Here is a 19,646-nt window from a genome sequence, read left to right on the forward strand (position 1 = left end):
GGGGGGTTGGGGGGTTACACCCGCGCTCGGCCTGCCCGCCGGGGCGCCGCTGCGTGCCGTGGGGATGACGGACGGCGGCAACGCAGTACAGCGTCGGGACGGCGTGGCATGTCGAGCGCGGGCCCTCGAAAACGTTCGGCCGGGAACGCCGGTGTGACTCAGCGACCGCCGAACAGCGAACGGCGCAGCCGACGCAGCGGGGCGAAGAGCGAGACGCGGCGAACCCGCGCACCCTGGTCGCTACGCGCGGTCGTGGTGTCACGAGTGGTCAGTTCACGCATCAGCGAGGTCGCTTCGGCCGCCTCTGTCTGTGGCACGGCGGGACCCGCCAGCACCGAGAGATGGCGGTCGAGGCGCGAACTGGTCGCGCTGCTCCCGCAGGTGATCGCAGGGACCCTGGCCCTGCTGCGCACTGTTATCTGATCCATGTCACTCCCCACCCGTACGAGTCCACCCGGCCCGGGCAGGTTAACCCTATCGCCCCGGTGGGGCACGCGTGTATCGCGGTCACAGGATTCACCTTCCCCGTAAGGGTGTTGACAACCCATCCCTGATTACTCTCCGAATCCAACCGATTTCAGGGCGAGTTGGACAACCGGCTGGCTGGTGGGTTGCGGTGAGCCTCCGTCAGGCTCCACCGTCACAGCCAGTGACGTCGCGGACTTGTCGAGACCGGACGCGACCAAGGGCGTGTCGCCGTCGAAGAGCCCAAGGGAGCGCGGTTGCGCATCGGGGCGCATCTGCCAGAGCTGGTGCACCCGGCCGCTCGACAGCTCGCCATATCCGCTCAGAGTGACGACGGCACGCCCCTCCGATGCGGAGGCAACCACTCCGATTGTCCGCCCCTGCGCGTCCTCGCCGGCGACGGCTCGGGCGTCGGGCGCGGCCAGAACGTTAGCGATCTCACTTGCCCGCTCCCGCTGCGCGTCCAGCTGATCCTGCGTCTTGTCGGCCTGGACGGCGAAGAGCGAGGCGACGACGAGGGCCGCAGCGGCCGTGGCGGTGGCGAACGGCGCCAGCAAGGGGCGCGACCTGGCCGCACGGCTGCGTGGCGGCGGCTGGGTGCCCCACACATGCGGCGGCAGCTGAGGCGCACGCGCACGTGCCGACTCCCACCCGGCGGACTCCTGCGGAGTCGTGCGTACGGCGGCCAGGACCCGGTCGCGCATCGCGGCCGGCGCCGGGGCGGCCGTCGACCAGGCGAGGCGGACGGCGTCCTCGGACAGGGCCCGCACCTCGGCGGCGCAGCTGTCGCAGGTCTTGAGGTGCTTCTCGAAGCGCAGCCGTTCGGCGGGTTCCAGGGCGTCGAGGGCGTAGGGGGCGGCGAGGGAGTGCAGGTCCGCGCGCCGGAGCAGTCGGTCCATGAAGCTCACGCGACGCCTCCCAGGCACTTGCGCAGCTGGGTGAGTCCGTCGCGCATACGGGTCTTGACCGTGCCCAGCGGCAGGGAGAGCCGCTCGGCCACTTCACGGTAGGTGTAGCCGTCGTAGTAGGCGAGGGTGACGGACTGGCGTTGCAGGGCGGTGAGGCGGTCCAGGCAGCGGCGCACCCATTCGCGTTCGAGGCCGGCCTCGACCTCCTCGGCGACCTGGTCGAAGGCCGGGTGGTTCGCGCGCAGTGCCTCGCGCTGCTCACGCTCGCCGGCCGCGCGGGCGCTGCGCACCCGGTCGACGGCGCGGCGGTGGGCGAGGGTGAGGACCCAGGACAGGGCACTGCCCCGGCCCGGGTCGAACTTCGTGGCGGACCGCCACAGTTCGAGCAGCACTTCCTGGGCCACCTCCTCGGACTGGGCGGGGTCGCGCACCACACGCCGCACGAGCCCGTACACCGGCCCGGAGACCAGCCCGTACAGCTCCTCGAACGCCTTCTGGTCACCGCCCGCCACGAGCACCAGCAGCTCGTCCGCCTCCAACTCGTCTCCCCCTCCAGCCAGACCGCAGCGCGGCCGTCTCGTCCCACGAGGCATTCGCAACGAACCCACCTCCGGATGGGGTTACGGATCAGCGCGCCGAAAACGCGGGTCGCCCACAGATGAAACAACTTTTCAGTTCCGCCGTAAGAACGCTTGGGATTCGAACCAATCCACCCTGACGACGGCTCCGAATCGGGTTCGTCAGGCAAGTTGGCACTGAGGACGGACGGCATGACACCTAATTCCAGGAGCGGCGCGGGACGCAGGGGCCTCGCGACCCTCGTATGTGGTGCGCTGGCCGCCGGGGGGCTCACAGCCGCCGGCGTCGCCGCGCTGGCACCGGGGGCGGCCTCCGCCTCCAGCCACCGGGAGGCCCCGCTGATCTCGGGGACCCCGCAGTACGACAACACGGACGTCTACGCGTTCGTCAGCCCGGACAAGCCGGACACGACGACGATCATCGCGAACTGGATCCCGTTCGAGGAGCCGGCCGGCGGCCCGAACTTCTTCACGTTCGCCGAGGACGCCCAGTACGACATCCACATCGACAACAACGGTGACGCGCAGGGCGAGTTGCTCTACCGCTTCACCTTCGACACGCACATCAAGAACAAGAAGACGTTCCTGTACAACACCGGTCCGGTCGAGAGCCTGGACGACCCCGACCTCAACATCACGCAGACGTACGACGTCGAGCTGCTGAAGCTCAAGGACCAGCACCTGGTGTCGAAGACGAAGGTCGCCAACGACGTACCGGTGGCGCCGTCGAACGTGGGCAAGGCGTCCATGCCGGACTACGCCAAGCTGCGCGAACAGGCCGTCCACAAGCTCGCGGGTGACGCGACGTCGTTCGCCGGGCAGGCCGACGACCCGTTCTTCCTGGACCTGCGCGTCTTCGACCTGCTGTACGGCGGGAACCTCTCCGAGGTCGGCAACGACACGCTCAAGGGCTACAACGTCAACTCCATAGCCCTGCAGGTCCCGAACCACATGATCGCCGAGTCGGCGGACCAGCCGATCGTCGGCATCTGGTCGACGACGCAGCGCAAGAACGCCAAGGGCTACTACGAGCAGGTCTCGCGCCTGGGCAGCCCGCTGGTGAACGAGGTCGTGAACCCTCTCAAGGACAAGGACAAGTTCAACGCGTCCGCGCCCTGGGACGACGCCCAGTTCCTGAAGAACGTCACCAACCCCGAGCTGCCGAAGCTCATCGAGGCGATCTACAAGATCCCGGCGCCCGACGAGCCGCGCAACGACCTGGTGGACGTCTTCCTCAAGGGTGTGAAGGACCTCAACCAGCCGCCGCACGTGACGCCTTCGGAGATGCTGCGCCTGAACACCTCGATCAAGCCGGCCGCCAAACCGAAGCGGCTCGGTGTCCTCGACGGCGACAACGCGGGCTTCCCGAACGGCCGTCGCCTCACCGACGACGTGATCGACGCCTCGCTCCAGGTCGTCGAGGGTGAACTGCTGGGCGCCAAGAACGACTTGGGCGACGCGGTCGACAAGAACGACAAGGACTTCGAGAAGGCCTTCCCGTACGTCGCCCTGCCCACCGAGGGCTCCCGCGGCCCGCTCGCCAAGGGCACGGACGGCGGGACCGATGTCCGCAGCCAGCTCGGCGACGCACTCCAGCCGGCGGGTGCCTCCGGCGGCCTGGACGACACGACCCTGATCGCCGGTTCGGCCGGCGCCGGCGCGCTGGGGATCCTGCTGATCGGCGGGGCCCTGATGTGGTGGCGCCGGATGCGGGACCGGGCGTACTAGGCCGTCGGTCGTCTGCCGCCCCCCAACTGGCGCGGCCCGCGCAGTACTCATCCCCCACGGCGCGGGCCGCGCCGCCGCAGTGACAACGAGTTGTTGAAGAGCCGATCGAGGAGAGGGCATGGCCCCGCGGACGAACGACAGCGCACCCCAGCCCGTCCGGCGCTTGAGGACGAGGCCGTCCAGGCCGAAGCGGGGTCCGGGGGCGCAGCCCTCTGCGGGGTCCGGGGACAGCGCCCCTGACGGGGTCGAAGGGGCGGAGCCCCTTGAGGATGGGACGGGTAGGGGCGGCGGGGGCGAGGAAGCCCGCGCGCAGCGCATCGCCGCCGTACGCCGCGTCGCCGCGGCCGCCCGCCGCAGCCGGGCACTCCATGTCGCGGGATGCTCCGCCCTGTTGGCCATCGCCCTCACCGCCGGCTCCATCGCACTCGGCGCCGCACGCGACAACACCGGCCAGAGCGTCGCCGCCGCGTCAGTCCCCGTGTCACCCGGCCTCCTCGCGACCGGCGACCTCGACACCGGCATCTCCTCCCTCCAGGCGCACCTCCGTGACCAGCCGAGGGACTTCAGCAGCTGGTCGACCCTCGGCCTCGCCTACGTCGAGCAGGCCCGCACCAAGGGCGACCCCTCCCGCTACCCCCAGGCCGACCAGGCCTTCAAGCGCTCCCTGTCCCTGGAACCCGACAACGACCAGGCCCTCGCCGGCCGCGCCGCCCTCGCCGCGGCCCGGCACGACTTCGAGGACGCCCTGAAGTACGCTGACCAGGCCCTGAAGGTGAACCCCTACAGCGAACGCGCCCTGTGCACCCGCGTCGACGCCCTCGTCGAACTCGGCCGCTACACCGACGCCGCCAAGGCCGCCGACACCGCCGACGACCGCCGCCCGGGCATCCCGGTCTTCACGCGGTACGCCTACGTGCACGAGCTGCGCGGCGACGTGACGACCGCCGAGCGCGTGCTGGAACAGGCGCTCTCCTCCGCCGTCACGCCCGGCGACATCGCGTATGTCGCCACCCAGCTGGGCCAACTCGCCTGGAACCAGGGCGACTACGACACGGCGCTCACCCACTACGCCCGCGCCCTGGCCGCCGACGAGAACTACGTCCCCGCTCTTGAAGGCCGCGCCCGCGCGCAGGCCGCGAGCGGGGAGCGGGAGGCCGCGACGAAGGGCCTGGCGGACGTCGTCTCCCGGTATCCCCTGCCCGGCCCGCTCGTCGAACTCGGCGAGCTGTACGAAGCGGCCGGCGACAAGGTCAGGGCCGACGACCAGTACGCCCTCGTCGACGCCTGGACCGCCCTGGCCCGTGCCAACGGCGTCAACGCCGACCTCGACACCGCCCTCGCGGCCGCCGACCACGGCGACAAGGCCTCCGCCCTGCGCGCCGCCCGCGCCGAGTGGGACCGCCGCCGCACCGTGCACACGGCGGACGCCCTCGCCTGGGCGCTGCACGTCAACGGCAAGGACGAGGAGGCCCTTCCCTACGCCCGCAGGGCAACGGCGACCGGCTACCGCAGCGCCGCGTTCCTCTATCACCGCGGGATCATCGAGCGCGCCACGGGCCACGCCGAGGACGCCCGCGAGCACCTGCGAGCCGCGCTGAAGCTGAACCCCGGCTTCTCACCGCTGGGCGCCCGCGAAGCCCGTACGGCGCTCAAGGACCTGGAGGCGGCCAAGTGACCCCCCGTCGACTGTTCGCCTCCTGCGCCGCCGTCCTCACGGCGGCCTGCGCGCTCGCGCTGTTCCCCACTTCTCCCGCGAGCGCGCACCCCCTCGGCAACTTCACCGTCAACCGCTACGACGGCCTCGTCGCCGCCCCCGGCGAACTGCGCGTCCACCATGTCGAGGACCTCGCCGAGATCCCGGCGACGCAGGCCGAGCCGGAGATCGAGAAGGCGGGCCTCGCGGGGTGGGCCCGGCAGCGCTGCGAGAACGCCGCGCGGGGCAGCGAGGTCACCGTGGACGGCCGTACGGTCGCTCTGACGCTGAACAGCAGCCACGCGCGCGTGCGGCCCGGTCAGGCCGGGCTGGACACCCTGCGCGTGGAGTGCCGGCTGACGGCGCCGCTCCCCGAGGACGCCACGGTCGCCCTCGGCTTCCGCAGCGCGGGCGCTGAATCCGGCCCCGGCTGGCGGGAGATCACGGCGCGCGGCGACCGTACGACACTCACCGCCTCGGACGTGCCGAAGGAGTCGGTCTCCCGCGAACTGACCGAGTACCCCGGCGAGTTGCTCTCCTCTCCGGCCGACACCAGGACCGCGTCCGTGCGCGTGCGCCCCGGCGGACCGGCCCTGGCCGAGGCGGAGCAGGACGCTGCCACCTCCTCCGTGCTGCCGCGCGGCGCCGACCGCTGGACGCGGGCCCTGGACGGCCTGGTCTCCCGCCAGGACCTCACCGTCGGCTTCGCCGCCCTCGCCCTGGTCATCGCGGTCTTCCTCGGCGCGATGCACGCGCTCGCCCCGGGCCACGGCAAGACCCTGATGGCCGCGGTGGCGGCGGCCCGCGGCGGCAAGGCCCGTATGAAGGACGTCCTCCCGCTGGCCGCCTCGGTGACGGTCACTCACACCCTGGGCGTGGTGGCCCTGGGCGTCCTGGTCACGGCCGGTTCGGCGGCGGCACCGTCGGTCATCACCTGGCTGGGCATCGCGAGCGGCGCCCTGGTGACACTGGCGGGGGCGACGCTGGTACGCCGGGCATGGCGGAACCGGGGTCACGCGCACGGGCACGCCCACACCCATGTACACGAAGCCGACCACACCCATGAGCGGGTACCGGTTCTGGTCGCCGCGCACAGCCACTCCGCATCGGACGGCCACACGCACGCCCCCAGTCACCACCACGACCACACCGACGACCACGCTCACGCTCACGCTCACGCTCACGACCACCATCACCACCACGACCACCCGCACTCCGCCGTGGAACACACCCACGGCGGCTTCACCCACACCCACGCCACCGCCCCCACCCTCCGCGGCACGATCCTCCTCGGCTTCGCCGGCGGGCTCGTGCCCAGTCCCTCCGCGGTCGTCGTACTCGTCGGCGCGGCGGCGCTCGGGAAGGCGTGGTTCGGGCTGCTGCTCGTCGTGGCGTACGGCGTGGGGCTCGCGCTCACCCTCACCGCGGCCGGGTTCGCCGTCGTGCGGCTGGGTACCGGAGTGACGCGGGTGCTGGACAGGCAGCCCCGCTGGACGACCCACCCCCTGACGGTCTTCGTCCGCAGGACCGCACCACTGGGATCCGCGGTGCTCGTCGTACTGATCGGGGCCGGATTGGTTCTCCAGGGGGCGGCATCCGCACTCGGCTGAGCTACTTTTGGGTAGAAATCGTGCGGAGTGGAGATTTCACACGGATGCGAATGGGGGACGCCCGTGTCCGAAGAATCGGGCAGTGAACGTCTGATCGCGGGCCGCTACCGCCTCCTGTCCCCGCTCGGCGAGGGCGGCATGGGCACCGTGTGGCGGGCCCGTGACGAGCTGCTGTACCGCGAGGTCGCGGTCAAGGAGGTGCGCGCGCCGCACGGGCTGCCGGCCTCGGAGGTCGAGCGGATGTACGCCCGGCTGGAGCGCGAGGCGTGGGCGGCCGCGCGGGTCGCCAACCGCAATGTCGTCACGGTGTACGACGTGGCCACGCAGGACGGCAGACCCTGGATCGTGATGGAGCTGGTCCGCGGCATCTCGCTGGCGGAGCTGCTGGACGCCGAGGGCCCGCTGGACCCGCAGCGCGTCGCGCACATCGGCGCCGAGGTGCTGGCAGCGCTGCGGGCGGCGCACGAGGCCGGGGTGCTGCACCGGGATGTGAAGCCGGCCAACGTGCTGATGTCGAACGACGGCCGGGTCGTCCTCACCGACTTCGGCATCGCCATGGTCGAGGGCAGCTCCGCGCTGACGATGACCGGCGAGGTCATCGGCTCCCCCGAGTTCCTCGCCCCGGAGCGGGCGCTGGGCCGCACGCCCGGCCCGGAGTCCGACCTGTGGTCCCTCGGCGTACTCCTCTACGCGGCCGTGGAGGGCAACTCCCCGTTCCGCCAGAACACCCCGCTCAGCACCCTGCGCGCGATCGTCGACGAGGAACTGCCGCCGCCGCACCGGGCCGGTCCGCTCACCCCCGTCATCGAGGGGCTGCTGCGCAAGGACCCGGCCGAGCGACTGCCGGCCGACCGGGCCGAGCAGGACCTGCGCATCATCGGCGCGGGCGGGACGCTTCGCGCGGACCCCGTGCAGGCGTCCCCGTACCCCCCGACCGTCGCGGCTTTCCCGGCGCCGTCGCAGACCGCCCCCACGGCCCCCGTCCCCCCGCCCGGACCGACCAGGCCCTCACCGGCCGCGGCCGCTGCCCGGGACAGTGCGCCCGACCGCCCCGACCGCAACCGGCGCGCCACCCTCACCCTGATCGCGGGCATCGTCGTCCTCGCACTGGCCGTGGCAGGTCTGACGTACGGCCTCCTCAACCGCGGGGGCGGCGGGGGCGAGGCGGGCGGCGACAGCACCACCAGCCGGACCGGCGGGGCCACACCGAAGGAGACCGAGGAGGAGAACGCCTCCGGAGGGGGCCGGAGCCCGACGCCGAGCCCCAGCCCGAGCAGCAGTGACACGCCCTCTTCGGCACCGCAGTCCGTGAAGGTGACGTTGGCGGGCTCGAACCTGGAGTACTCCGGGCCCTGTCCGCCGCCGAGCGGCGACGCCCCCGCCTTCACGGCGACGTTCACGGTGGGGCGACTGCCGGCACAGGTCAGCTATCGCTGGGTGTCGAAAGACGGCGACGTCATGGACCAGGGCTGGAAGACCCTGTCGTTCCAGGAGGGCGAGGGGCGGACCAAGCAGGACCGGGCGTTCGTGACGACATCCCCCGGGAATTCGGACAGCGGGACGTTCGAGAACGAGATCAGCGTCGAGGTGCGTGACCCGGTGGAGACGAAGTCCAACTCGGTGCCGTTCTCGGTGACCTGCGAGACGGAGACCCCGACGGGCGGGGTCTCGCCAACGCCTGACGAGTCGCCGAGCTCATAGGACCGGCGACTCGCGACGGGTCAGGCCACGCTGTTGAGTACCGGCAGATAACCACCCGACTGGCCCGCGGCCGTCGGGTGGTACGACTCCGGGATGTTGAGCCAGTTCACGGCGTGCATCCACGAGCTGCCGGAGCAGAGCTCGTGCCCGGTGAACGTGGGTCGTACGTCGCCGAAGGTGAATCCGTGGTCCAGGGCGCGCTTCTCGGTCGCGGCGTCGATGTAGTCGGCCGCGTCGTTGAGTGCCCTGCGCTTGGCCTCGGACAGGCCGAGGCACGTGGACACGCCCAGCTTGTAGAAGCGGGGGTAGCCGAGCACGACCACATGGGCGGACGGGGCCTTGCTCCGGATGGCCGTGTAGACGGTGTCGAGACGGCCGGGCAGCGTCGAGTCGACGAACGCCTTCGCGGTGTTGATCCGTGAGACGCAGGCGCTGTCGGACTGGAGCACACAGGTCGTCATGATGTCGGCGAAGCCTGCGTCGTTGCCGCCGATCGTGATGGACACGAGTGCGGTGGTGGAGTCGAGCGGGCCGAGCTGATTGGCGGTCACATCACTCGTTTGAGCGCCCGAGCAAGCCGTGAAGTCGAAGGACGAGGGTGAGTTCGCGGCGGCCCACAGGTACGGGTACGCCTTCGTGCTGCGCTTGCAGTCGCCGCTGGCACTGATGTAGCTGCCCGCGCCGAGGCCGGAGGAGTAGGAGTCGCCGAGAGCCACATAGCCGCCGGCGGCGGCGGTGTCGGCGGCCTGCGCGGTGGCGGCCCCGGTGAGGGCGGTGCCGACGGCGAGGAGGAGTGAGGCGACGTATACGGAAAGTCGGGAACGTCTCATGGAACCTCCCTATAGCAGGATCACTGCCATAACCGTCGTACCAACTACGCGTGTTGACGGGAAGTGTCCATGCCAAGACTTTTCCGGTCATCGAGGACCTCACCCTGTGGGTTCACTGTCCGTTTGATTTCGTGTTCATGACAGGATTGTTGACAGGTCGTCAACTCTCTTGTTCTCCATGGCTGGAGCACAGATCCTTTACCTCGGCTTGGAACGGGAACGCGACGTTCCGGGCCGTGCGTGCGAGGACGCGCGCACCCCCCACATGTGCGCGCACCACCCATGCGCGCCGCCAAGAGGAGGACTCCCTCGTAATGGCACAACTGCGTAGCAAGAAGATCCGGTTCGCCGCGATAACCAGCCTGGCGACCGCCGCCCTCGTCGGCGGACTCACGTCCCTGCCCGCCCAGGCCGCCCCGGCCGAGGGCAAGGTCCTGGCCGCCGGCTCCCCCACGGCGATCAAGGACAGCTACATCGTCACGCTCAAGAAGAGCGCCGGCCTCAAGGCGTCCTCGGCCGCCGGCAAGGACGTGGTGGAGGAGTACGGCGGCACGGTGAAGAAGACCTTCACCAAGGCACTGAACGGCTATACCGCCACCCTCTCCGCGACCGAGGCCAAGAGACTCGCCGCCGACCCGGCGGTGGCCTCCGTGGAGCAGAACCAGCGCGTCCGGATGGACGCCACGCAGTCCAGCGCCCCGTGGGGCCTGGACCGCATCGACCAGACCTCGCTCCCGCTGTCGGGCACCTACACCTACCCGGACACGGCGGGCAGCGGCGTGACGGTGTACGTCATCGACACCGGCGTCCGCATCACGCACCAGCAGATCAGTGGCCGTGCCTCCTACGGCTACGACGCCGTCGACGGCGACACCACCGCCTCCGACGGCAACGGCCACGGCACCCATGTGGCCACCACGATCGCGGGTACCACCTACGGCGTCGCCAAGCAGGCGAAGATCGTGGCGGTGCGCGTGCTCGACAACGCGGGCTCCGGCACCACCGCGGGTGTGATCGCGGGCATCGACTGGGTGACCAACAACCACTCCGGTCCCTCGGTCGCCAACATGTCGCTCGGCGGCGGCGCCTCCACCTCGCTGGACACCGCCGTCGCCAACTCGATCGCCAGCGGAGTGACCTACGCGGTCGCGGCGGGCAACAGCAGCGCCAACGCCTCCTCGTACTCCCCGGCCCGCGTCCCGGCGGCGATCACGGTCGGCGCCACCACCAGCTCGGACGCCCGGGCCAGCTACTCGAACTACGGCTCGGTCCTGGACATCTTCGCGCCCGGCTCCTCGATCACGGCGGGCTGGAACACCAGCGACACGGCGACGAACACCATCTCCGGTACGTCGATGGCCACCCCGCACGTCGCGGGCGCGGCCGCGGTGTACCTGGCGGGCCACACCTCGGCCACCCCGGCCACGGTCGCCTCGGCCCTGACGAGCGGCGCCACCACCAACGTCGTCACCAGCGCCGGCAGCGGCTCGCCCAACCGGCTGCTGAAGCTCGTCCCGTAGCAGCCCCCGTGACAACTCCCGTCACAGCACACCGCACGATCTGAACGAACCGTCCCCCGCAGACGCCCGGCGTCTGCGGGGGACGTCTTGACGGCCCCCACGGAGCTGAGCCACATTGAAGCCCGGCATCCGGCGCTTCGGGGGGCAAAGTCGCCAATGCAGACCTTACGTATCAAGACAGCTTCATCCAGAGCCAAAGCTCAGGACACCGAGCGTGCGCGGCCAGGACCGGGGAGGGACCTGACGCCGCTGCTCGCGGGCGCCGCCACGGCGGCGGGGGGATTCGGCGCGGTGCTCGCGCTGGTCGACTCGGGCTCGCCGCTGCGCGGCCCGTTCACGCTGTTCTTCCTGCTCGCCGCACCGGCCGCGGCGATCGCCGCCGCACTGCGCGGGCTGGAACCCTTCGGCCGGACCGTCGCCGCGGTTGCGGGCGCCGTCGTCGTCAACATGCTGGTGGCCCAGGGCATGCTCGCCGTGCACCGGTGGTCGGTACGCGGCGGAATCGTGGCCGTGACCGCGATCAGCGCCGTCATTCTCCTGCTGGTTCTGCTGCGGCGGATGCGCGGCCGTACGACGCGAAGGCGGACTGACTGACGTGGACATCAGCGTGTACCGCCCCGGCGAGCTCAGCTCCGCCGACCGGGCGGCATGGACATCGATGCAGTCCAAGGCCCATCTGCAGGGTTCGCCCGAGCTGGGCAACCCCTTTCTGTCCCCCGAGTTCGCGCTCGCGGTCGGCCGCTGCCGGCGCGGGGTGCGGATCGCGGTCGTACGGGAGGGCGGCGAACCGGCCGCGTTCTTCCCGTTCCAGCGGACGGCGGCCGGTGTCGGCCGGGCCGTCGGCCTCGGCGTCTCGGACGCCCAGGGTGTGGTGCACCGGCCCGGGTTCACCTGGGATGCCAGGGAGCTGCTGAAGGCGTGCGGGCTCGCCGTATGGGAGTTCGACCACCTGGTGGAGGGCCAGGCGGCATTCGAGGCGGAGGCGTCCGGCACGTTCCCGTCCCCGGTCATGGACGTCGACCAGGGGTACGAGGCGTATCTGCGCCAACTCCGCGAGCAGTCACCGAAGTTCACCAGGACGACGCTCGCCAAGGAGCGCAAGCTGGGCCGGGACCACGAGGGTGTGCGCTATGTGCACGACGAGCGTGATCCGGCCGCGCTGCGCACGCTGATGGCCTGGAAGTCCGCGCAGTACCGCAGGACCGGGCGCAGCGACCGCTTCGCGCACGAGTGGATCACCCGGCTCGTGGACCAGCTGTTCCACACCCGCTCCGATCCGTTCGCGGGGATCCTGTCGGTGCTGTACGCGGCCGGCAAGCCGATCGCCGCGCACTTCGGGCTGCGCACCGAGCGGGTGCTGGCCTGCTGGTTCCCGGCCTACGACCCGGCGTTCTCGAAGTACTCGCCGGGCCTGGTCCTGCATCTGCGCATGGCCGAGGCGGCAGCCACCGACGGCATCGCCTATCTCGATCTCGGCCGGGGCCAGAAGGAATACAAGGACTCCCTGAAGACCCGCGAGTTGCAGGTGTCGGAGGGGTGGGTGACCCGGCGTCACCCGGTCGCGTTCGGACACCGGGCACGCCGTGCCCCGGTCCGCGCGCTGCGCAACACGGTGCAGACCCGGCCGGAGCTGTTCGAACCGGCGGACCGGCTCCTCAAGCGCATGGGGAAGATCCGCTCGGTAGGCAGGTAACTCCGGTCAAACCAACAAAAACGTGAGGGCTCGTTCCAGCTCTTGCCATACAGGCTCAATCATCAATACCGTCGTACATATCACGCGCATCGGACGGTCATAGGCGGCTCTAGGGGAGGGCTCAAGGACCGCGACGGTCCCGGCGCGGGGCGCGGTAGGGGGGTGCTCGGTGACGGTGTTCGCATGTGTGACCGAGTCGTGCCGCGCGACCGGCTGCCGTTTTGGCGGCGGTCGGCCAGATTTGCCAGCTCACTTCACGTACACGGAAAGCCAGTCGGCAGGGAGCCGGTCAGCCGTGCCGTGAGTGAGAACCCCCCTTTCGAACCGGACAAAATACCGGGCCGCCCAGGGGCGGGCGGTCCACCGGACGAGAGGGACCAGACTCATGAGTTCTGTTCTGCGCCCGGCGGTTGCGGACGAAGGTCTGTCAACAGTCGGCAAGTACCGCCCTGTCTCCTCGCACATGGCCATCACCCCGCCGGTGAGCGTGGTGATTCCGGCCATGAACGAGGCCGAGAATCTCCCGTACGTCTTCAAGACCCTTCCGGACTGGATACACGAGGTCGTCCTGGTGGACGGCAACTCCACCGACAACACCGTCGAAGTGGCCCGTGAGCTGTGGCCGGAGGTCAAGGTCGTGCGGCAGCGCGGCAAGGGCAAGGGGGATGCCCTGATCACCGGGTTCGAGGCGGCCACCGGCGACATCATCGTGATGGTCGACGCGGACGGCTCGGCCGACGGCCAGGAGATCGTCAGTTACGTCTCCGCCCTGGTCTCGGGCGCGGACTTCGCCAAGGGGTCCCGCTTCGCCAACGGCGGCGGAACCGACGACATGACGCCGATCCGCAAGCTCGGCAACTGGGCGCTGTGCACGGCCGTCAACCGCAAGTTCGGCGCCCGCTACACCGATCTCTGCTATGGATACAACGCGTTCTGGCGGCACTGCCTGGACAAGATCGACCTCGACTGCACCGGCTTCGAGGTGGAGACCCTGATGAACATCCGGGTCGTCAAGGCGGGGCTGAAGGTGCAGGAGATACCCAGCCACGAGTACCTCCGCATCCACGGCACGAGCAATCTGCGGGCCGTGCGGGACGGGCTGAGGGTGCTCAAGGTGATCCTGAAGGAGCGCTCCAACCGGCGTGCCCTGCGCCGCCGGGCGCCCCACTCCCCGATGCTCGACTCGGTGCGGGGAGAGGTGTCTTGAGCGGTCCCTACATCTCCGTCGTGATCTGCGCGTACACCGAGGACCGCTGGGAGGACATCCTCGCGGCGGTCTCCTCGGTGCGCGCGCAGTCGTACCCGGCCCTGGAGACGCTGCTGGTCGTCGACCACAACGAGGCGCTCCTGGACCGGCTGACCAAGGAATACAAAGAGGCGACCGATGTGCGGGTGCTCGCCAACGCGGGCCCCCGCGGGCTGTCCGCGGGCCGCAACACCGGCATCGCGGCCTCGTACGGCGAGGTGATCGCCTTCCTCGACGACGACGCCGTGGCCGAGCGCGACTGGCTCCGGCACTTTGCCGCGGGGTACGCCGATCCGCACGTCATGGCCGTCGGCGGGCGCACGGAGCCGATCTGGGCGTCGGGGCGCCGGCCGGACTGGTTCCCGGAGGAGTTCGACTGGGTGGTCGGCTGCACCTACCGGGGCCTGCCGCGCGGTCGGGTCCGAGTGCGCAACGTCCTGGGCGGCAACGCCTCCTTCCGGCGTACGGCGTTCGACTTCGCGGGCGGTTTCGCCTCCGGCATCGGGCGCGACGGCGACCGGCTGCCGCTGGGCTGCGAGGAGACGGAGCTGTGCATCCGGCTGACGCGGGCCCGGCCCGACGCGGTGCTGCTCATCGACGACCGTGCGGTGATCCACCACCGGGTGCCCGGAGCGCGCGAGCACTTCCGGTACTTCCGTACGCGTACGTACGCCGAGGGCCTGTCGAAGGCGCTGGTGGCCCGAAGTGTGGGCGCCGACAAGGGGCTTGAGTCCGAACGCCGGTACACCACCCGGGTGCTGCCGGCCGGGGTGGCGCGTGGGCTGCGCGACGCCGTGCTGGCCCGGCCGGGCGGTGCGGGGCGGGCGGGCGCGATCGTCGCCGGGGTACTCACGGCGGCCGGTGGGTACGTCGTGGGGAGTGTCCGGGCCCGCCGGGGCGGCGTTACGTACTCGGTGGCGGGGATGGAGGAGAAGGCCGACACCGAAGGGAAAGCCGGGAGCGAAGGGAAAGCCGGCACGGAGGGGGAAGCCGGCATCAAGGGGGGCATCAGATGAGCGACGCGCGCGTGCCGATTCTCATGTACCACGCCGTCTCCACCTCGCCGAACGACGCCACCCGCGAACTGTCGGTGGCGCCGGAGGCGTTCGCGGAGCAGATGGCGCTGATCGGCGATCTGGGCCTGACTCCGGTACGCACGGCCGATCTCGCGGCGCGCTGGCGCTCCGGCAAACCCTTGCCCCAACGGCCGGTGCTGATCACCTTCGACGACGGCTACGAGGGCGTGCACCGACACGCCCTGCCCGTGCTCGCCAAGCAGGGCTTCCCGGCCACGCTGTTCGTCTCCACGGGCTGGCTGAAGGGCCCGCACGACACCGGCGGCGGCCTGGACACCATGCTCGACTGGGACCAGGTCCGCGAACTCGCCGAGGCGGACGTCGAGATCGGCGGCCACAGCCACACGCACCCCCAGCTCGACCAGCTCCCGGACGGCAGGCTGCGCTCCGAGCTGATCCTCTGCAAGGAGATCATCTCGGACGAACTCGGCACCGTCCCGGCCTCGTTCGCCTACCCGTACGGCTACTCCAGCCGCCGGGTGCGCGAGGCGGTGCACGAGACGGGGTACGCCCAGGCGCTCGCCGTCAACAACGGCCTCGCACGGCGGCGGCAGGGGCCGTACGCCCTCACCCGCCTGACCGTGCGCCGAGGCACCGGAATCGAGGAGTTCCGGCGGATGGTCGAGGGCCGTGCGATCACCCGCACTTTCGCCAGGGACCGCGCCCTGACCAAGGGGTACGCCGTGGTCCGCAGAGCCCGACAGGTCCGCCGGAAGGCCAGCCGTTCCCGTGTCTGACACGACGACCACGACCGAGCCCGCGTCGACGGACGCGGCGGCGCCCGAGCAGTCGGGGCGCCGGCTTCGCCTGCCCGGCATGGGCGGGCCCTCCGGGGGCAGTCAGCTGTTCCGCAACGCCTACGCCCTGATGATCAACACGGGCATCTCCGCCGTGCTGGGGCTCGGTTTCTGGCTGGCCGCCGCCCGCTACTACTCCGAGTCCGCGGTCGGCCAGGGCTCCGCCGCGATCGCCGCGATGAAGTTCCTCGCGGGACTGACGGCGGTGACGCTGACGGGGGCGCTGGCCCGCTTCATCCCGGTGGCGGGACGCAGGAGCCTCCGCCTGATCTTCCAGACGTACGCGGGCAGTTGCGTGGTCGTCGCTCTCGCTGCGGGCGCCTTCCTGCTGACGCTGGATTTGTGGGGGCCGTCGTACCGCTTCCTGAACGGGGCGGCGGGCGGGCTCTTCTTCGTCGTGGCCGTCATCGCCTGGAACCTGCTCACCCTCCAGGACGGTGTGCTGACCGGGCTGCGCAGTGCGGTGTGGGTGCCGGTCGGCAACACCGTGTTCTCCGCGGTGAAGCTGGGTCTGCTGGTGGCCTTCGCGGTGGCGATCCCCACCGCCGGTGTCTTCGTGTCGTGGGTCGCGGCGATCGCGGTGTCGGTGCTGCCGCTGGGCTGGCTGGTGTTCCGGCGCCTGGTGCCACGCCATATGGAGGCGACCGAAGAGCGCACCACTCCCCCGTCGCTGAGGGAGATCGGGAAGTTCCTGGCGGGCGACTACACGGGCTCGCTGTTCTCCCTCGCCGTGGTCTATCTGATCCCCGTGATCGTGGCGGCGCAGGTCTCCTCGGAGGACAACGCGTACTTCTACATCACGGCCACCATCGGCGGCACGGTCAATCTGCTCGCCATCAACATGGGCGCCTCCCTCACGGTCGAGGGCTCGCACGACCCGGGACGGCTGGCGGCCAACACCCGTGCCGCGCTGCGGCGCATGGCGCGGATCATGCTGCCGGTCGCCGCGATCCTGTTCTTCGGGGCGCCCTGGATCCTGGGCGTCTTCGGCCAGGGCTACGCGGACGCGGCCACCCCGCTGCTGCGCTGGTTCGCCGTCGGCGCGCTGCTGCGGGTCGTGATGGAGACGTACTTCGCGGTCCTGCGGGCCCAGAGCCGCACCGCCGGACTGGCCTGGCTGCAGGGCCTGCTCTGCGCCCTGGTACTCGGCCTGACGCTGCTGCTGCTTCCCCGCATGGGTCTGACCGGCGCCGGTGTCGCCGAGATCTTCTCCCTCGCGGTGATCGTCGCGATCGCCGCGCCCAAGCTGTACCGGACCGCGCGGGCGTCGTCGGCCGAGGTGCCCGAGGACGCGGCCCCGGACGGTGACCTCGCCGACCTGGGGGCGCGTGAGGTGCCCGAGGGGGCGCGGGGGCGCATGCCCGGCTGGGCGCTCGACACCGACACGCTCGCCCTCGGCGTCCACGTCGACTTCGACCACCTGGAACGCCGGCCGGACGTCCGCCCGGGCCCGGGAACGCCGCCCACGGGCACGCCGCCGGTACGCCCGGAACACCGGCCGACCTGGGCGCGCAAGCCGGAAGTCGGGCTGCCGGTCCAGGATCGCGAGCCGGGCTCGGAGGCCTCGCTGGGGCCCGCCGAGGTGGACGCGCCGTTCGAGGCCGACTTCGACGTGGGCAAGGGCGAAGAGTCCCTACCGGAGGAGCGCGAGGAGGCTGCCGTACGGGAGGAGGCCGTCGTACGGCAGGAGTCCGCCGTACGGGAAGAGCCGCCCATGCCGTCCGAAGAGGCCGTACGACAGCCCGAGGCGCCCTCGTCGAGCCGGCGTGAGCGGCTGCTGCCGACGCGTCTCGGGGTCGTCCTCGGCTGTCTGCTGGTCGCCGCGCTGCTGCTGTACTGGGTGCCGGCGCTGCGGCTCGGCGAGGCCGATCTGGACGCGATGGGCGGGCTCGGGCTGATCTCCGTGCTGCCGCTGCCGACGCTGGTCGGCGCCGCGCTGCTGGCGGTGGTGTTCGCCTCGCTGCTGTGGCTGGGCCGCGAGCACAAGGCGCTGCTGCTGGTCACCCTGCTCGCGACGGTCGTGTCGCTGCACTCCCTGCCCGCCCTGATCGAGACCGAGCCGCGGTTCGCGACGGCCTGGCAGCACCTCGGCTTCCTCGACTACATCGACCGCACCGGGTCCGCCGTGCCCGACCTGGACGCGCGCTGGAGCTGGCCGGGCTTCTTCGCGGTGGCCGCGTTCGCCGCGAAGGCGTGCGGGGTCAGCGACCTCACCGCGGTCATCCGCTGGTGGCCGCTGGCCATGCAACTGCTGTACCTGGTCCCGATGTTCCTTCTCGTGCGCTCGATGCGGGCGAGCTGGCGGGCCAAGTGGACCGGCATCTGGATCTTCGTGCTCAGCGGCTGGGTGGGCCAGGACTACTTCTCGCCGCAGGGCTTCACCTATCTGCTGTACCTGGTGTTCGCGGCGATCCTGCTGGTCTGGTTCCGCGCGCCGCATGTGATCTGGACGAAGCGGCGCCCCGGCGAGATCGAGGTCGAGCCGACGAACCGGCGGCAGCAGGCCGTCCTGCTCATGGTCGTCACCGGCCTGTTCGCGGCGAGCGTCCCGGCCCACCAGCTCACGCCGTTCGTGATGCTGGGCGTGCTGACGGCGCTCGTCCTGATCGGCAAGTCCGAACTGCGCGGCCTGCCCATCCTGTTCGGCGTCATGGTGACCGTCTGGATCGGCTTCATGGCCGAGCCGTACTGGTCGGGCCACTTCGACGAACTCTTCGGCGGCGTCGGCGGCGTCGGCAGCAATGTGTCGTCGTCCGTCTCCGGCCGTATCGAGGGCGGCAGCTCCACCCACAAGCTCGTGCTGTACACGCGCGTGCTGCTGGCCGGCGGTGTGATGGCCTTCGCCTGCTGGGGCTGGTGGCGACGGCGCTTCCACCACTACCGGGAGCGCTCGCTGCTCGTCCTCACCTTCGTGCCGTTCCTCGGCTTCGGCATGCAGTCGTACGGCGGCGAGATGGCGCTGCGCGTCTTCATGTTCGCCCTGCCCGGCGCGGCCCTGCTGGCCGGACTCGCCCTGTTCCCACGCACCGGCGTCACCGCGAAGGAGCGCGACAAGGACCGGGTGAGCCTCGCGCCGCTGGCCGCGCTCATGGCGGGCCTGGTCCTCATGGGCGGCTTCCTGGTGGCCCGTTGGGGCAACGAGCCGTTCGAGCGGGTGCGGCCCGGCGAGGTCGCCGCCATGGAGTACGTGTACGCCCATGACGACCCGACGCTGCGGCTGCTGTGGCTGAGCAGCGACCCGGTCAACGATGTGACGCCGGCGATGCCGTGGGGCTCGCGGGACATGGAGAAGGTCTCGTACGTGCCGACGCAGGCGCCGGTCGACCCGGTGCTGGTGTCGGGGCTGGTGAAGGCCCTGAAGGACGCGGGCCCGAACTCGTATCTGATGATCAACCGGGGTCAGGTCACCTATCTCCGGCTGGACGTGGGCTATTCGGCGACCTGGGAGACACGGCTGATCCAGAACCTGGACAAGCGGCAGGAGCTGAAGAAGGTCTTCGTCAACGCCGACGTGACGATGTACGCGCTGAGGAAGCAGCCGGCGGGTGAGGTCCCGAAGGCCGATCCCGGTCCGATCGGGCCGCAGGTGACCTGGACGCCCTGGTCGGTGGTCGGCGGGCTCGCGGCGGTCGCGCTGATCGTGCTGCTGATGGCCCGCGAGGTCGTCCGGGTGGCGATGGCGCCCAGCGTGCGGCAACTGCGGTGGCTGCAGAGCAGCTTCTGGTTCTCGCTGCCGCTGCTGGCGGTGCTGCTGGCTTCGTTGGTGCAGCGGTTCCTGACGATCAAATAGCCGATCGCGCA

General features: G+C 70.9%; 15 protein-coding genes. 11 read left to right on the plus strand and 4 right to left on the minus strand.

All coding sequences use genetic code 11. The features are described from left to right. Window positions 1-158 precede the first annotated feature (158 nt). The 3 genes from EHO50_RS40545 to EHO50_RS40555 form a co-directional block, all read right to left on the minus strand. Window positions 159-428, minus strand: coding sequence for a hypothetical protein (locus EHO50_RS40545; protein WP_128436872.1), 270 nt, complete (start codon window positions 426-428; stop codon window positions 159-161). A gap of 126 nt (window positions 429-554) precedes the next feature. Next, window positions 555-1,364, minus strand: a complete 810-nt coding sequence (locus EHO50_RS40550; protein ID WP_128436873.1) for an anti-sigma factor — start codon at window positions 1,362-1,364, stop codon at window positions 555-557. A 5-nt stretch (window positions 1,365-1,369) separates the two neighbouring features. Continuing rightward, window positions 1,370-1,912, minus strand: a complete 543-nt coding sequence (locus EHO50_RS40555; protein WP_128436874.1) for a sigma-70 family RNA polymerase sigma factor — start codon at window positions 1,910-1,912, stop codon at window positions 1,370-1,372. A gap of 231 nt (window positions 1,913-2,143) precedes the next feature. Between EHO50_RS40555 and EHO50_RS40560 the strand changes: the two genes are divergently transcribed. The 4 genes from EHO50_RS40560 (at window position 2,144) to EHO50_RS40575 (ending at window position 8,683) form a co-directional block, all read left to right on the plus strand. Beyond that, window positions 2,144-3,679, plus strand: a complete 1,536-nt coding sequence (locus tag EHO50_RS40560) for a DUF4331 domain-containing protein (RefSeq protein WP_128436875.1) — start codon at window positions 2,144-2,146, stop codon at window positions 3,677-3,679. Between the two features lie 118 nt (window positions 3,680-3,797). Next, the gene (locus EHO50_RS40565; protein WP_128436876.1) at window positions 3,798-5,354 is read left to right on the plus strand and encodes a tetratricopeptide repeat protein; all 1,557 of its coding nucleotides are present in this window, start codon (window positions 3,798-3,800) and stop codon (window positions 5,352-5,354) included. After that, on the plus strand, window positions 5,351-6,982 hold the full coding sequence (locus EHO50_RS40570) for an urease accessory protein UreH domain-containing protein (RefSeq protein WP_128436877.1): 1,632 nt from the start codon (window positions 5,351-5,353) through the stop codon (window positions 6,980-6,982). The genes EHO50_RS40565 and EHO50_RS40570 overlap by 4 nt, the downstream gene beginning before the upstream one ends. Window positions 6,983-7,045: 63 nt before the next feature. Continuing rightward, on the plus strand, window positions 7,046-8,683 hold the full coding sequence (locus tag EHO50_RS40575; RefSeq protein WP_128436878.1) for a serine/threonine-protein kinase: 1,638 nt from the start codon (window positions 7,046-7,048) through the stop codon (window positions 8,681-8,683). Window positions 8,684-8,703: 20 nt separating this feature from the next. Here the strand turns inward: EHO50_RS40575 and EHO50_RS40580 are convergent, their stop codons facing one another. After that, a complete protein-coding gene (locus EHO50_RS40580) occupies window positions 8,704-9,513 on the minus strand; it encodes an SGNH/GDSL hydrolase family protein (protein WP_128436879.1) in 810 nt (269 codons plus the stop codon). A gap of 314 nt (window positions 9,514-9,827) precedes the next feature. Between EHO50_RS40580 and EHO50_RS40585 the strand changes: the two genes are divergently transcribed. The 7 genes from EHO50_RS40585 (at window position 9,828) to EHO50_RS40615 (ending at window position 19,635) form a co-directional block, all read left to right on the plus strand. Then, window positions 9,828-11,033, plus strand: a complete 1,206-nt coding sequence (locus EHO50_RS40585) for a S8 family peptidase (RefSeq protein WP_128436880.1) — start codon at window positions 9,828-9,830, stop codon at window positions 11,031-11,033. A 156-nt stretch (window positions 11,034-11,189) separates the two neighbouring features. After that, window positions 11,190-11,627: a hypothetical protein gene (locus EHO50_RS40590; RefSeq protein WP_246101824.1), complete on the plus strand. Its 438-nt coding sequence runs from the start codon at window positions 11,190-11,192 to the stop codon at window positions 11,625-11,627. Between the two features lies 1 nt (window position 11,628). Then, a complete protein-coding gene (locus tag EHO50_RS40595; RefSeq protein WP_128436881.1) occupies window positions 11,629-12,726 on the plus strand; it encodes a GNAT family N-acetyltransferase in 1,098 nt (365 codons plus the stop codon). A 385-nt stretch (window positions 12,727-13,111) separates the two neighbouring features. After that, window positions 13,112-13,933 carry a glycosyltransferase family 2 protein gene (locus EHO50_RS40600; RefSeq protein WP_128436882.1) on the plus strand — a complete coding sequence of 274 codons (822 nt, stop codon included), beginning with the start codon at window positions 13,112-13,114 and terminating at the stop codon, window positions 13,931-13,933. Beyond that, complete coding sequence (locus tag EHO50_RS40605) at window positions 13,930-14,988, plus strand: glycosyltransferase family 2 protein (RefSeq protein ID WP_246101825.1); 1,059 nt, start codon at window positions 13,930-13,932, stop codon at window positions 14,986-14,988. Before EHO50_RS40600 ends, EHO50_RS40605 begins: the two co-directional genes overlap by 4 nt. Then, the gene (locus tag EHO50_RS40610; protein WP_128436883.1) at window positions 14,985-15,785 is read left to right on the plus strand and encodes a polysaccharide deacetylase family protein; all 801 of its coding nucleotides are present in this window, start codon (window positions 14,985-14,987) and stop codon (window positions 15,783-15,785) included. Before EHO50_RS40605 ends, EHO50_RS40610 begins: the two co-directional genes overlap by 4 nt. Then, a complete protein-coding gene (locus tag EHO50_RS40615) occupies window positions 15,778-19,635 on the plus strand; it encodes a lipopolysaccharide biosynthesis protein (RefSeq protein WP_128436884.1) in 3,858 nt (1,285 codons plus the stop codon). Before EHO50_RS40610 ends, EHO50_RS40615 begins: the two co-directional genes overlap by 8 nt. The last annotated feature ends 11 nt before the right edge of the window (window positions 19,636-19,646 follow it).

It is taken from the genome of Streptomyces cyaneus, from assembly GCF_004028635.1.
Taxonomy (GTDB): Bacteria; Actinomycetota; Actinomycetes; order Streptomycetales; family Streptomycetaceae; genus Streptomyces; species Streptomyces cyaneus.